The following is a 14,346-nucleotide window of genomic DNA, read 5'->3' as shown; positions in this document are numbered from 1 at the left end:
TGATTAAGCACGATACTATTGAGAAAAGCCTGCCGTTGATGGTGGTAATGATCGTGATCGCCCTGAGCTGGGGCGGCATGGTTGAGATCGTTCCACTGTTCTGGCACGAAGACACCAACAAACCTGTTGAAGGTCTGGAACCTTACACTGCCCTGCAGCTGGAAGGCCGTGACATCTACATCCGTGAAGGCTGCCACGTATGTCACACCCAGATGGTTCGTCCGTTCCGTGCAGAAACTGAACGTTACGGCCCATACTCCGTATCCGGCGAGTCCGTGTACGAGCACCCGTTCCTGTGGGGTTCCAAGCGTACCGGTCCGGATCTGGCCCGTGTAGGCGGTCGTTACTCCAACGAATGGCACCGTGCTCACCTGTACAACCCACGTGACGTTGTACCTGAGTCCGTCATGCCATCTTATCCATGGCTGTTCGAAGACAAGGTAGACGGTCGTCTGACACCTAAGAAAATGGAAGCACTGCGTCTGGTCGGCGTGCCATACACAGATGCGGACATCGAAGGTGCTAAAGAAGCGGTCGATGGTAAGCCTGAAATCGAAGCTCTGGTTGCTTATCTGCAGCACCTGGGCACTGTGGTCACTAAACGGTAATCCCCATGGATATTAACGACGTGCGTGGTCTGGGCACCATTTTCGCCCTGGTAGCTTTCAGCGGAATCATCTGGTGGGCCTATGGCTCCAGCCGCCGCAAGCGCTTTGACGATGATGCGCAGATTCCGTTCCTCGAAGACGAAGACGGACTCGCGCACGGCGATAAAGATCGGAGTAAGTAATTATGTTAAGCACTTTCTGGCAAGTGTGGATCGCCGCTATCGTACTGGGATCCATCATTGGTTGCGGCGTACTGATTCAGTACACCAGCCGCGGCCAGCGTAAAGAAGAAACTGACCAGACTACTGGTCACGACTATGACGGTATTCAGGAACTCGACAACCCGCTGCCACGCTGGTGGGTAATGATGTTCTGGGGCACCATCGTGTTTGGTTTTGGCTATCTGGGCACCTACGGTCTGGGTAACTTCGACGGTCTGCTGACTGTGGAAGTTGACGGCGAACAGGTAACCTGGACTTCCACCAACCAGTGGAAAGCCGAGGTTCAGGCGTTCGATAAAACCATCGAACCTCTGTACGCCGAATTCGCAGCCACCCCGATTCCGGAGCTGATGAACAACGAAGCGGCCCTGCAGTCTGGTCAGCGTCTGTTCAAGAGCAACTGTGCTGTGTGCCACGGCTCTAACGCCAAAGGCGCTCAGGGCTTCCCTAACCTGACCGACAGCGACTGGCTGTATGGTGGTTCTCCTGAGAACATCGTACAGACCATTACTCACGGTCGTCAGGGTGCAATGCCTGCTTGGGGCGCTGTACTGGGTGAAGAAGGCACTGCCAACATGGTTAACTATGTTCGCAGCCTGTCTGGCCTGAAGCACGACGAAGAAGCCGCTGCCAAAGCCGCTCCTCAGTTCCAGCAGATCTGTTCCGCCTGTCACGGTGCGGACGCCAAAGGCAACCAGCTGGTTGGCGCTCCTAACCTGACCGACGACATCTGGCTGTACGGTGGTTCTTCCAAGCAGATCGAATTCACTCTGAAGAACGGTCGCAACGGTAAGATGCCAGCGCACGCAGAAATTCTGGGCAACAATGCTGAAGCCAAGATTCATCTGCTGGCCACCTACGTTTACTCTCTGTCCAACAAGTAAACGGGCCTGAAACCCTGTTAATCGCTACGATGAACAAGGTTGAGCTAAGGCAATGAAACACGAGAAAAGCGGCGTAAAGCCGCTTTTTTCGTTATTGAAGCAAACAATAAACTATATAATTGCTCCGTTATATAGAGCGCTGTGGAGCCCAGCTCCGTCTCTGGTTTCGCAAAGCGCCGTTCCGCACATACAACCAAGGTGATTTGCCGTTATGAGTGAAATTCCGGTCAAAGACGTCACACCCAAAACCCAAAGCATGTACGAAAAACGTAAGAAGATTTACGTGCGTGAAATTGAGGGCTTTTTCCAGAAAACGCGTACCTATTCCCTGTGGGCGCTGATGCTGGCTTACTTCGGTACGGCCTGGTTTAACTGGGAAGGCCGACAGGCCGTTTTGTTCGATCTCCCCGCGCGCCAGTTCCACGTCTTCGGCATCACCTTCTGGCCACAGGACTTTATGCTGCTGTCCTGGCTGCTGATTATTTCCGCCTTCGGTCTGTTTACCGTGACCAACATGGCCGGCCGTATCTGGTGTGGCTACACCTGCCCGCAGTCGGTGTGGTCGTTCATTTTCATGTGGATCGAAGAGCGTGCTGAAGGCACCCGCAACGCGCGCATGAAACTCGACAAAGAACCGATGAGCGCGGAAAAACTGCGCAAAAAATCCCTCAAGCATCTGGGCTGGATTATTGTCGCGTTCTGGACCGGCGTGACCTTCGTCGGTTACTTCACCCCCATCCGTGATCTGGTACCGGATTTCTTTCAGGGTCTGGCGAATCACTGGGCCTATATCTGGATCGGTATTTTCACCGTTCTGACCTACCTGAACGCCGGCTGGATGCGCGAGCAGGTGTGTATTTACATGTGTCCGTACGCCCGCTTCCAGTCGGTGATGTACGACCGCGATACCCTCGCCGTTTCCTACGACTACAACCGGGGTGAACCACGCGGCAAACGCAGCAAAAAAGAAGAGCACGCCGAAGATCAGAACAAACTCGGTGACTGTGTCGACTGCTCCCTGTGCGTACAGGTATGTCCGACCGGTATCGATATCCGCGACGGCCTGCAATACCAGTGTATTGGCTGCGCGCTGTGTATCGACGCCTGTGACTCCATCATGGAAAAACTGGGCAAGCCGAAAGGTCTGGTACGTTACACCACCGAAAACGAGCTGGAAGGTCAGAAAACCCATTTCTTCCGTCCACGTCTGATTGGTTACGCGCTGGTGATGACCGTGATGCTCGGCGCCTTCGCCTACGCACTGCTGACCCGCACAGGCTTCCGTCTGGACATTGAACGCGACCGTGGCGCTCTGTATCAGGTGACCGTCAACGACACCGTCACCAACTCGTACACGCTGAAGCTGATGAACATGTCGCAGGCACCGCACGAATATCTGCTGTCAGTCGAAGGACTCGACGGCCTGAACATGGACGCCGACCGCAAGCAGTTCCTGAATGTGAACGAGCTGAAAGAAGTGCTGGTAACACTGGAAATGGATCCGGCCGAAGTGAAAGTCAGCAGCAGTAAAATCGACATCGATTTTGTGGTGAAAGACGCTGAAACCGGCGAAGAAATCGTGCGCGAACAGACCCGCTTTATTGCTCCGCGTCAGTAAAGCGGGAAACAGTCGGTTTTGCCGGAGTAACTGACAAAACCATACTGGAGACTGACCGCCCGAGTGGTTACACTTGGGCGGTTTTTTTATTGCCGAATCAGGTAGCCCTTGCCCATGAAATCCCTAGAAAAAAACACCCCCTGGTACAAAGAACCTATGGTCCTGCTGGTAGCGGGCATTCCGCTGATTGCAGTGGTCTGGGGCATGGTGATGCTGAAGCTGGCGCTGGACAGCAAAGATTCTCTGGTGAGTGACAGCTATTACAAAGACGGCGTGAGCTACACCGAAAATCTGGCTGCCGACGACAAAGCCAAACGTCTGCAGGTAACCGCCGACGCTACCTTCACGCTGGACGAAATCAGCGTCGTCATCGCAGGTTATCTGGATGAAAAACCACAGACCCTGCAACTGCAGCTGATTCACCCAACCCTGCAGGAAAAAGACGCCACCGTGCTGCTGCAGCGTATGGACGATGGCACCTACAAAGGCGTAAACGAAATCTACCTACCGGAACGTCGTCACCTGTGGCTGCAGAGCGGCGAACAGGGCTGGCGTGTGCGCACGACCGAACTTCTGGAAAACGGTAAGACGATTCATTTCTCTGCCAAATGAGTGCTGCGTCCGAATCTGAACGCTGCTTTCACTGCGGCGAACCCGGCGCGGACGCCAGCCGCTGGTCGGTGATGATTGATGGCGAGTCCCGGGCGATGTGCTGTCCGGGCTGTAAAGCCATTGCCGAAACCATCGTCGCCAGTGGTCTGAAAGACTATTACCGCCACCGCACCCATCTGCCGGAATTAACCCCGGCGGATTTTGCCGAAGAAGACCTCACCGCCCGCGAATCCCTTACCCTCTACGACAGCGATGCCCTGCAGCGCCGCTTTGTGGCGCGCAATCAGGGCGAGCAAGGCAATCTGGCGGAAGCCACCTTCATCATCGATGGCATCAGCTGTGCCGCCTGCGCCTGGCTGATTGAACACAGGGTCGGTCAGCTCCCCGGTGTTGAACAGGCGGTGCTGAATTTATCGACTCACCGGCTGGTCGTGCGCTGGCAATACGACGCCATCAAAGTGTCGAGCATCGCTGAAGCCATTTACCGTCTGGGCTACAAAGCCTCGCCGTTTTCGGCAACGCAGGACGAAGAACAACGCGACCGCGAAGGCAAACTGGCTATCCGTCGTCTGGCCGTTGCTGGCATCGGCACCATGCAGGTAATGATGCTGGCGGTGCCGCTGTATGTGGGCATGGCCGAGCAGTACGAATTCTTTATGCGTATGGCGTCCATGGTGCTGACGCTGCCGGTGGTGCTGTTCAGCGCCCGGCCCTTTTTTGATGCCGCCTACCGCGACCTGAAAACCCGCCATCTCACCATGGATGTGCCGGTGTCGCTGGCCATCGCCCTCGCCTTCTGCTCCAGCATCTGGAGCACGTTTAACATGGGCAAAGAAATCTATTTTGATTCCGTGTGCATGTTCACCTTCTTCCTGCTGCTCGGCCGTTTTATGGAAATGCGCGCCCGTCACCGCATGGGCAAAGCCGGCAATAATCTGCTGACCCTGCTGCCCAATATTGCCCTGCGCGTGAATGCAGCCGGCGAAGAAGAGGTCATCAGCAGCGAAGACATCATGACCGGCGACCTGCTGCGTCTGAAACCGGGCCACGCCATTCCGGCCGACGGTATCGTGACTGAAGGTCGCAGCTCCGTCGACGAAGCCGCCCTGACCGGCGAGTATCTGCCCATCCGCAAACAGCCGGGTGACGCTCTGATCGGCGGCACGTTTAACGTCGAAAGTCCGATGCTGATGAAAGTGACCGCCACCGGTGCCGAAGCTCAGCTGTCGACCATCATGCGTCTGATGGACCGAGCACAGCAGGAAAAACCGAAAGCAGCCCTCATCGCCGACCGCATCGCCAGCCGCTTTGTGCTGGCCGTGCTGCTGGTGTCCGCGTCGGTGTTTACCTTCTGGTTCCTGCGCGGTGACGACCACGCGTTCTTTATCGCCCTGAGCGTGCTGGTCGTGACCTGCCCGTGCGCGCTGTCGCTGGCCACCCCCACCGCCCTGACAGCCGCTACCGCAACCCTGCGCGAGCGGGGGTTACTGATCAGCAAAGGTCATGTACTGGAAACCCTGACACAGGTTAACCGCGTGGTGTTTGATAAAACCGGCACCCTCACGCAAGGCCGCCTGACGCTGGAGCAGGTGGTTCCGCTGGCGAATCTGAATGACGCTGAGCTGACGGCCCTGGTGGCAGGCTTAGAGAAGCATTCGACCCACCCGATTGCCCGCGCCTTCCGCAGCGTACGCGCCGCCGACGTGACTCAGGTCGAGCAGTTTGCCGGTCAGGGCATCATGGGGATTCACAACGCCGCACCGCTGCGCTTTGGCCGGGCAGACTTTGCCTGGCCTGACGCCCACCTGCCGCAACCCGATATGAGTCTGCCCGGTCAGTGGCTGCTGCTGGCCAACGGCGACCAACCGCTGGGCTGGTTCCGCCTGAACGACAGCCTGCGCCGCAACGCCGCCGACATCATTGATGGTCTGAAGCAGCGCGGCATCAAAGTGTCCCTGCTGACCGGTGATCCGGGTGAATCCGGCCCACGTCTCGCCCGTGAACTGGGCATCGACGATTTGCAGAAAGGCGTATCGCCCGAGCAAAAACTGCAGGCCGTGCGCAACTGGCAGGCCGCCGGCGAAGTGGTTCTGATGGTCGGCGACGGCATCAACGACGTGCCCGTGCTGGCCGGCGCCAACATTGCCCTGGCCGTGAACGAAGCTTCGGATCTGGCCAAGACCAACGCCGACGCCATGCTCACCAACGGCCGGCTGGAAATTCTGCTGACGGCTCTGGATGGCGCCGTCAAAACCCGCCGTATCATCATTCAGAACATCGGCTGGGCTTTGCTGTACAATCTGATCGCGCTGCCGGTCGCTGCCGCAGGCTTTGTACCGCCATGGGCGGCGGCCATTGGCATGTCGGCCAGCTCGCTGATTGTGGTCACCAACGCCCTGCGCCTGACCCGGCTGCCCGTTAACCGTTCTGAGGCCTGATGTATGGATGTGATTTACGCACTGGTTCCGCTGTCGATTCTGCTGATCGGGATTGCCGTGCTGGTGTTCTTCTGGGCGGTAAAAAGCGGCCAGTTTGAAGACATGGAATCCCCGGCCCACCGCATTCTGTTTGACGACGACGATCAGCCAACGCCACCTAAAGCCGACGCCAAGCGGACGGAAAAAGACACCGACAAGCCGGTATGATCGAACCCCTCTCTCTGTTCACTGCCTTCCTGCTGGGGCTGTTTGGCTCCAGCCATTGCGTGGTTATGTGCGGTGGCATCGCCGCCGCCCTCGGCGCCCGCGCCGGTGAGCGCCGCGTCAGTGCCGCCTTGCTGTTCAACGGCGGACGCATCCTCAGTTATACGCTGGCAGGTCTGCTGGTAGGCAGCTTAGGTCTGTGGCTGCAGAGCCTGAATGACGGCCTGATGCTCGCCCTGCGCACCGTCGCCGCCGTGATGCTGATTCTGATGGGACTCTACGTTGCCCGCTGGTCGGTGCTGCTGACCCGCTTCGAGCAACTGGGTCAGCATCTGTGGAAGCGTCTGCAACCAATGACCGGCCGCATGATGCAATCTTCCCGCCTCGGCGATCAGCTGCTGCTGGGCATGCTGTGGGGCTGGCTGCCGTGCGGTCTGATTTACAGCACCTTAAGCTGGGTGGCCGCCAACGGCCAGCCGGTTATGGGCGCCGCCGCCATGTTCGCCTTTGGTCTTGGCACCCTGCCCGCCCTGTTTGCCAGTACAATGGCCGGCAATTTACTCACCGGCTTGCTTGCCAATCAGCATCTGCGCCGGGTGGCGGGTTTATTACTGATCAGTTATGGTATCTGGACCGCTTGGGTGGTCTGGTTCCATTCTTGACATAAAGGCCAGTAGTAACCACCATAGTCGCCGAAATTTCAGCCAGTAATGCCACTCCCGTTTTGGGAGTGTTATTCAGGAACCCCGTATGAAACCGACGCCAGTTCATGCTCCACACGCCCCGCTGCGTGGCACTCAACCGCACTGCCAGACCTGTTCCCTGAACGCGCTGTGCCTGCCTCTGTCACTGAACGACTCGGACATGGAGCGTCTGGATGACATCATCCGCCGCGGCCGTCCGATTCAGAAGGGCCAGTTGCTGTTCCAGCAAGGCGAGCCTTTCCAGTCGGTGTTTGCAGTCCGTACCGGCGCGCTGAAAACCTACACACTGGCCAGTAATGGCGAAGAACAGATCACAGGTTTCCATCTGGCATCGGAACTGGTCGGCCTGGCCGGTTACGACAACGGCAACTACCCGCTGACCGCCAAAGCGCTGGAAACCACCACTGTCTGTGAAATTCCGCTGACCCAGCTGGAAACTCTGGCCGATGACCTGCCGGACCTGCGCAAACAGCTGATGCGCACCATGGGCACCGAAATCCGTCACGACCAGAACATGATGCTGCTGCTGAGCAAAAAGAACGCGGAAGAGCGCGTAGCCTCTTTCCTGCTCGATATTTCCCAGCGTTACGCCCGCCGTGGCTTCTCGGCGACCCATTTCCGTCTGCCGATGTCCCGTGTCGACATCAGTAACTATCTGGGTCTGGCGGTAGAGACCATCAGCCGGGTGTTCACCCGCTTCCAGAAAAACGCGCTGATTGAAACTCAGGGCAAAGAAGTGATTCTGCTGGACGCCGACGCGCTGGTCGAAATGGCCGGTCTGAATCCGGACTCGGCAAAAGAGTGCGGACACGCCGAGGACTGATCCTCGCGCATAAAAAGAAACCGGCCAATGGCCGGTTTTTTTATGCCTGCCAAAGGCATTGAAGCGACCGGCTATTCGCCTTAGTCTTCAGGCCGTTATGGACGACAACAGACACCGCATGAGCATCATCGTTGAAAGCAAACTGCAGCCGACCTTCAGCGAACTCTGGATCGAGCGACCACGCCTGCTGCAGAGGCTGCAAACGGGAAACGGCCTGCCGACCCTGCTGCAGGCGCCGGCCGGCTATGGCAAATCCGCACTGGCTGCCACCCTGGTGTGCAGCCGGACAGCACCTTATTGCTGGTTAACGCTGGACGCGCTGGATAACCATGTACCCGTTTTCTGGCGTTACATGCTCGCCGCCCTGCAAAGTATCGATGCTCAGATCGGCGTGACAGCACTGAACCTGCTTCGCCATGACACGCAGGGCGATCCCCGCCATGAAACCCAGCTGGTCGATCTGCTGCTGCAGGACCTGCACCGCTTCACCCGCCATCGGCTGCGCCCGGCATCGGTCACGCTGGTGATCGATGGCCTGCACTTTCTGACCGACTCGACAATCCTCAGCGGTCTGGATCGCTTTATCGATTACTCACCCGACTGGCTCCATCTGCTGCTGACCAGCCGGGGCGCGTTACCCGCCGGATTCGCCCGGCGCCTCAGCCACCAGCAGGCGCTGCTGATTACGGGCTCTGAACTCGCCTTCGACGATGACGAAATACGTGCCCTGTACCACAGGCTCGATCTGCCGGAGCCTGACGACCACGAACGGCGCCTGCTGCTGCAGACCAGTTCAGGCTGGCCGGCCGCGGTATCACTGATAGTAAGACCGGGCAAAGACCACCACGCCCTGCCGCCTGCGAGTCCGGACGTCAGCCGCCAGCATGGGCTTCTGGGGCATTATCTGCAGGACGAACTCTGGCAATCCTTACCGGACGCCACCCGGGATCTGTTGCTGACCATGGCGATCGCGGGGCCGTATTGCCCAATGCGTCTGTTGCAGCAAATCCACCCAATGGCCAGCGATATCGACCGGGCTTTAGCGCCCTGCTCGACACTGATCAGTATTCAGCAGCAACAGGCCCAGCGCTGCTATCAGCTCAATTCCCTGTTTGCCGAATGGATCTCCGACTCGGCACTGAACGTGTCGGCGTCCGTCGTGGCCGCCCGCCGCCAGCAGATTCTGTCGTTCTGGACGGCGGCAGAACGCTTCCCGGAAGCACTGGGTCTGGCGCTGGAGCTGCACGAATGGTCACAGGCCATTGCTTTGCTGGCGCGTTGCTACGAACGCTGGATCCGCGAGGGTGACGTTCAGGCGCTGCAGCAGGTGCTTGACCGTTTCCCCGTCCACGAGCAACAGCAGTCGGCGCTGTTGAGTCTGATTCAGGCTCAGATCCGCTTCCTGCGGGCGGACCAGCCGGCCATGAGCACCGCCCTGCAAGCTGTGCGGCAGCGGATGGATGACGCGATCTCTGTGAATCCCGGCGCTCCGTGGCAAACAGCCGGGCTTGCGAATGAACAACAGTGGCAAAGTCTGGAGTATGCACGCCAGTTGCTGAGTGCATTGGCAGGGCTTTATCACCGCACTGAGCCGGCGACAGCCAGCCCGACCCTTTCCCTACGCCCGGGCGATGAACATCCCTTGGCCGACTGGTGGCAGCACTATCGGTGCGTCTCACTGTTTCTCGACGATCAGGTCCGCGATGCTGTGATTGTGGGCGAAAAAGCCATCCGCTCAGCCCGGCAGCAGAACAATGTGTATTGCCTGCTGGCGACCCTGCCGTGGCTGGCCAATGCCCGCTATCAACTGGGCGATCTGACTCTGGCCCGGAAAGAGTTGGCGGAACAGCTGAGCTGGTTGCAGCAACAAGGTTTCAGGCCAGCACCAGCCTGGACTGCCGTGCTGGGCTCCTCGGCTTTGCTGGCCATGGAAAGCGGCGACCATGATCAGGCCCGCCAATGCTTTAACAACATTGCCGCGCAAAACCCGCTTTGGGTTGAACCCAGAGAATGGCTTTACAACCGCTACCATCTGCTGGCGCAGTGGCACATGCTGCTTGGCCATGCCGAGGAAGCAGACCTGACGCTGGATGCGGCAGACGCGTTTGAAAATACGCTGTCGGCGGATGCCCGCGACAGCTCCGTCATGCCGGCAACCTCACTTTTTCGTCTCTGGTTTCACCTGCACAACGGCAACCGCTTTGCGCTGCTGCAATGGGCACAGCAGGAACCAGAACGACCGTCCTCCAGCGCCGTCGCGCGCTACCTGCACGACCTTCTGCTGTGCGCAGCCCATTTCATGATGGGACAGGATGCAGAGCCAGACTGGCAACGCCTGTACCAGCCCGCCTGCGAAGAACAGCTGACGCTGCGCCAGTACGGCCTGCTGATTCTGAAAGCAGCCCATCAGGCCCAGCAGGGAGAAGACCCGCAACCACTGGCAGATCAGGCGTTCGATATCGCCCATGCCGCCGGCTACCGGCTGACGGTGCACAGTGGCTATCAACTTCATGGCCAATGGCTGTTGTCATGGCAGAGCCGCCGCCAGACGGACTGGCCGGGCATACCCCTTACGCAGGCAAGGTCGGCGACGGTTCCCCCGCCTGCGGCGGGCAATCTGTCACCGCCACTGCAGCCATTAGCAAAACGCCCCCTCGACGAACCACTGACGCCACGCGAGCAGGAAATTCTGCAAGGGCTGGCGCGGGGCCTCAGCAACCGCGAAATCGCCAGCGAGCTGGATATCGCCGTGTCGACCGTTAAACGTCATATCCAGAACCTGTACAGCAAACTCAACATCAACCGCCGCACGCAGGCCGCCCTGCTGTTTCAGACGCTGTCCTGAACCTCGGAGTCGGCCCCTCCAACCATAACCAGCCACCGCATGATCCTGAGCCGGGTGTGCGCCAGCACCGCCAACACGTGCGCGCCTGCACCCTTAAAATGTGAAATGCGTCACACTTTTATGACCGCGCCTGCACCTTTCGGCGGCATCCCCACCCTGCGCCAGCCCATACCCTGACAGTTCATTCAGGGAGGCTTACATGAACACACTGACGAAGGCGCTGTATCTGTTTCTGCTCGGACACAGCACGCTGCTGATGGGCTGCGGAGCGGGAGAATCCGCCAGCACCGACAATGACGAGTTTTTTGTCCCGGGCGATCTCAGTCTGGTCAGCAGCGACCCGTTCGACCGTTCGCGGCTAATGATCGTGCAGATCGACATGGGAGACGAAGACTATGCCGCACTGGCCCAGGAAGGACGCACGTTGGGCGATGCCCTCCGCTACTGTCCGGACGATGCGTTTGAATACACCCAGTTTCTGGCCACCGTGAACATCGATGGCGAGACCATCCGTCAGGTATCCGTGCGCAAAAAAGGATTTCTGGGTTCCCTGAGTGCGGAAAAGCCATCGTTCAAACTCGACTTCAGTGAATTTATTGAAGGACAGATGGCCAAGGGACTGGAAAAAATGACGCTGAACAATAACCGCCAGGACCCGGCCGTTGTTCGTCAGTGTCTGGCGTACGACATCTACGCAGCGGCGGGTCTTAACGTGCCCCGCTGCAGCTGGGCACGGGTGTACGTTAACGGTGAAGATATGGGGGTGTACACCCACGTTGAGAGCATCGGCAAACCCTTTTTAGCCCGCACCTTTGGCAACGACAGCGGCAACCTGTACGAAGCCCAGATGGCCGAATTCGGCGAGCATCTCAACGACCGTTTTCAGCTGAAAACCAATAAGCGCGAAAATAACCGTTCGGACCTGAAACGTGTCGCGGATGTACTGGCCAGCGCCGACGACAACTGGCTGGAATCCCTGCAGGCACAGGTGGACATCGACGAATTTATTCAGCTGTGGGCTGCCGACAGTGTGTTGGGCAATTGGGATTCCACCACAGGCAACAGCAACAACTATTTCCTCTACCACGACGATGGCGACGGTCTTTTTCATTTTATTCCCTGGGGCACAGACGCCTCGTTCACCGGCGATTTTATTCTGAAGCCGGGTATTGGCCCGGTGTATAAAACCCATGGCCTTGCCTATCGCTTTTACGAAATTCCCGAATTGCGCCAGCGCTATGAAACCGCTGTAGCGAACCTGCTGAGCGGCGCCGCCTCCGGGCAAGCATTACTGAACCGGATAAATACCATCACAGCTTCGGTTCCCGTGCCAGACGCGGCGCTGAATCAACTCAAATCGTTTATCAGCGGTGATGAGCAGACGCCTTCGTGGGGCACACGCCTGCAGACGGCAATCGCTGCCGGCGCCACGGATCAGACCGACTACCGCTACGCCGACGAAGCCTCTGTATGCAACCCGTCGATGTTTGATCTGGCCGCTGATTTCAGTGCCTCCAACTCAACCGACAAAGGCACCTTCACCTTCACGCTGCCCGGTAAAGCCACGGTCACCGCCAATATCCTCTGGGCCAGCATGGGGCCAACCGGTGTCGACAGCATCAGCTACCGGAAAGACGACAGTACCGCACCTGCCACGCAGGCGCTCACAGTGATCGGTGTTGACGGCAACAGCGGTTTCAAACCCTACGTTCTGCAGCTGTCCCTTGAGCAACGCAGTGCGGTCACCGGCAGCCATTCACTGCAGGGCTTTGCCAACAGCCTGATGCTGTTCCGGGTGGACAGCGGCAACGATCTGGTGTTGCTCGGCACCGGTGAAAGCGGACAACTGACACTGACCGAATTCGATCCTGCGGCGGGTAAATTTTCGGCCGCATTTTCTCTGGGTATGCGGGTTTATGAAGAATAAGGCCGGCGACAACTGCGCCATGCTGGATAACCGCGCCATGCTGGATAACCGCGCCATGCTGTCAGACGCAGAGGCCCCATCATTCAGTGCAGAGTATCCGCTGGCTGAACATTATTTCTTTGCCTTCCGGGGTCACAGCCTGATACAGCAGGATGCGGTGCCGCTCATGAACCGGGTGGATACAAAGTACCTGATTCATATCCGCGATTTGCCGGACATTCTGCATGCCTGCCAGGCGCACTATTCGGTACTCCGGATAGAGGGCAAGGCCGGATTGGCGTACCGCACAACCTACTACGACACCACCGACATGGCCTTTTATACGGCCCATCACAACGGTGCACTGCCGCGTCAGAAGTTCCGCATCCGGGAATATCTGACGACGGGCGAGCGCTTTGCGGAAACCAAAACCAAAACCAACCAGTCGCGCACGATCAAAATCCGCGAACGCGTGCCGTACGGTTTCAGCCGCGAAGCAGCAAGCCTTCTGCCAACGGAAAGCGAGCTCGGCCCGGTACTGGATGTGGGTTATACGCGCTGTACGCTGCTCGGGCTGTCACCGCCGGAGCGTATTACCTTTGATTTCGCCCTGACCTTCCGGCGATGCCAGAGCCACAAAACGTTCGGCGACCCGAGAGTGATCATTATTGAAATCAAACAAAACAAAACCGACCTCTCAACGCCGATATTTAAGGCCCTGAAAGCGGCCCACCAGCGCAGCATTAATTTCAGTAAATACTGCAACGGTTGTTTGTTTACAGAGGTACCCGGCATTAAACACAACCGTTTTAAATGGCAAACCAGAGCCTTCCACCGGACCGCAGAGAAATACTAAGGAGCCAGTAATGCATCAGGATTTCATCATCACGCTCACCATACAGCTAATGGCCAGCCTCTTACTCATCCGGCTTTGCTACTTTAATTTTAACCGCCACTATTCCCATGCATCGGCTTTCGTATCCTTCGGTACGGGTGTCTTTGTGGTGACATCTCTGCTGCACAACAGCGATATATCCATGGGTTTCGCTTTTGGTTTATTCGCCGTGTTCTCCATGCTGCGCTACCGCACCGAGTCGATCAGCGTAAAAGAAATGACCTACCTGTTTCTGACCATTGCCATGGCGCTTCTGAATGCGGTATCGGCTCTGCCCTGGGCTGCGCTGATTGCCATCAATGCGCTGTTGCTTCTGGTCGCGTTTATCCTCGAAACCAATCTGCTGTTTGAGAAACAGGAAGAACGTTTTCTGGAATATGACCTCATCGACAATATAAAGCCTGAAAATACATCGGCTCTCTTAGCCGACCTTACCCGCCGTACCGGCTGGGACATCACGTCGGTTGATATTGTGGAAGTCGATTTTCTGCGTGACTGCGCCCGGTTGCGGGTGCAATTCCGCAAAGCACCGCAGCCACAGACAATCCGCACCCACGCCCTGTCGTCACAGATAAAGCCGTAAGGAAT

At 57.8% G+C, this 14,346-nt stretch carries 13 protein-coding genes; all 13 read left to right on the top strand.

The genetic code is table 11. The annotated features are described in order from the left end of the window. The first annotated feature begins 2 nt into the window (after window positions 1–2). The 13 genes from ccoO (at window position 3) to ACQUQU_RS04855 (ending at window position 14,341) form a co-directional block, all read left to right on the top strand. Window positions 3–608 carry a cytochrome-c oxidase, cbb3-type subunit II gene (gene ccoO, locus ACQUQU_RS04915; RefSeq protein ID WP_430463014.1) on the top strand — a complete coding sequence of 202 codons (606 nt, stop codon included), beginning with the start codon at window positions 3–5 and terminating at the stop codon, window positions 606–608. 5 nt (window positions 609–613) lie between these two features. After that, window positions 614–790, top strand: a complete 177-nt coding sequence (locus ACQUQU_RS04910) for a cbb3-type cytochrome oxidase subunit 3 (protein WP_430462134.1) — start codon at window positions 614–616, stop codon at window positions 788–790. A gap of 2 nt (window positions 791–792) precedes the next feature. Further along, on the top strand, window positions 793–1,713 hold the full coding sequence (gene ccoP / locus ACQUQU_RS04905) for a cytochrome-c oxidase, cbb3-type subunit III (RefSeq protein WP_430462133.1): 921 nt from the start codon (window positions 793–795) through the stop codon (window positions 1,711–1,713). Between the two features lie 211 nt (window positions 1,714–1,924). Beyond that, window positions 1,925–3,331 (top strand): cytochrome c oxidase accessory protein CcoG, encoded by a 1,407-nt coding sequence (gene ccoG, locus ACQUQU_RS04900; protein WP_430462132.1) that lies wholly within the window; start codon window positions 1,925–1,927, stop codon window positions 3,329–3,331. 114 nt (window positions 3,332–3,445) lie between these two features. Next, on the top strand, window positions 3,446–3,943 hold the full coding sequence (locus tag ACQUQU_RS04895; RefSeq protein WP_430462131.1) for a FixH family protein: 498 nt from the start codon (window positions 3,446–3,448) through the stop codon (window positions 3,941–3,943). Next, window positions 3,940–6,381 (top strand): heavy metal translocating P-type ATPase, encoded by a 2,442-nt coding sequence (locus ACQUQU_RS04890; RefSeq protein ID WP_430462130.1) that lies wholly within the window; start codon window positions 3,940–3,942, stop codon window positions 6,379–6,381. The genes ACQUQU_RS04895 and ACQUQU_RS04890 overlap by 4 nt, the downstream gene beginning before the upstream one ends. A gap of 3 nt (window positions 6,382–6,384) precedes the next feature. Next, the gene (ccoS, locus tag ACQUQU_RS04885) at window positions 6,385–6,588 is read left to right on the top strand and encodes a cbb3-type cytochrome oxidase assembly protein CcoS (RefSeq protein ID WP_430462129.1); all 204 of its coding nucleotides are present in this window, start codon (window positions 6,385–6,387) and stop codon (window positions 6,586–6,588) included. Beyond that, on the top strand, window positions 6,585–7,247 hold the full coding sequence (locus tag ACQUQU_RS04880) for a sulfite exporter TauE/SafE family protein (protein ID WP_430462128.1): 663 nt from the start codon (window positions 6,585–6,587) through the stop codon (window positions 7,245–7,247). The genes ccoS and ACQUQU_RS04880 overlap by 4 nt, the downstream gene beginning before the upstream one ends. Window positions 7,248–7,335: 88 nt before the next feature. Further along, complete coding sequence (gene fnr, locus ACQUQU_RS04875) at window positions 7,336–8,112, top strand: fumarate/nitrate reduction transcriptional regulator Fnr (RefSeq protein WP_430462127.1); 777 nt, start codon at window positions 7,336–7,338, stop codon at window positions 8,110–8,112. A 97-nt stretch (window positions 8,113–8,209) separates the two neighbouring features. Then, the gene (locus tag ACQUQU_RS04870; RefSeq protein ID WP_430462126.1) at window positions 8,210–10,957 is read left to right on the top strand and encodes a LuxR C-terminal-related transcriptional regulator; all 2,748 of its coding nucleotides are present in this window, start codon (window positions 8,210–8,212) and stop codon (window positions 10,955–10,957) included. 199 nt (window positions 10,958–11,156) lie between these two features. Next, window positions 11,157–12,884: a CotH kinase family protein gene (locus ACQUQU_RS04865; RefSeq protein ID WP_430462125.1), complete on the top strand. Its 1,728-nt coding sequence runs from the start codon at window positions 11,157–11,159 to the stop codon at window positions 12,882–12,884. Beyond that, window positions 12,874–13,719: a polyphosphate polymerase domain-containing protein gene (locus ACQUQU_RS04860; RefSeq protein WP_430462124.1), complete on the top strand. Its 846-nt coding sequence runs from the start codon at window positions 12,874–12,876 to the stop codon at window positions 13,717–13,719. Before ACQUQU_RS04865 ends, ACQUQU_RS04860 begins: the two co-directional genes overlap by 11 nt. Before the next feature lie 10 nt (window positions 13,720–13,729). Beyond that, entirely contained in the window at window positions 13,730–14,341 is a 612-nt protein-coding gene (locus ACQUQU_RS04855; protein ID WP_430462123.1) for a DUF4956 domain-containing protein, read from the top strand. Window positions 14,342–14,346 lie beyond the last annotated feature (5 nt).

This window comes from Thalassolituus sp. LLYu03, from assembly GCF_050507655.1.
Classification (GTDB): domain Bacteria; phylum Pseudomonadota; class Gammaproteobacteria; order Pseudomonadales; family Oceanobacteraceae; genus Venatoribacter.
The sequence above is the reverse complement of the archived record's forward strand: the minus strand, read 5'-3'. Positions and strand labels throughout refer to the sequence as shown.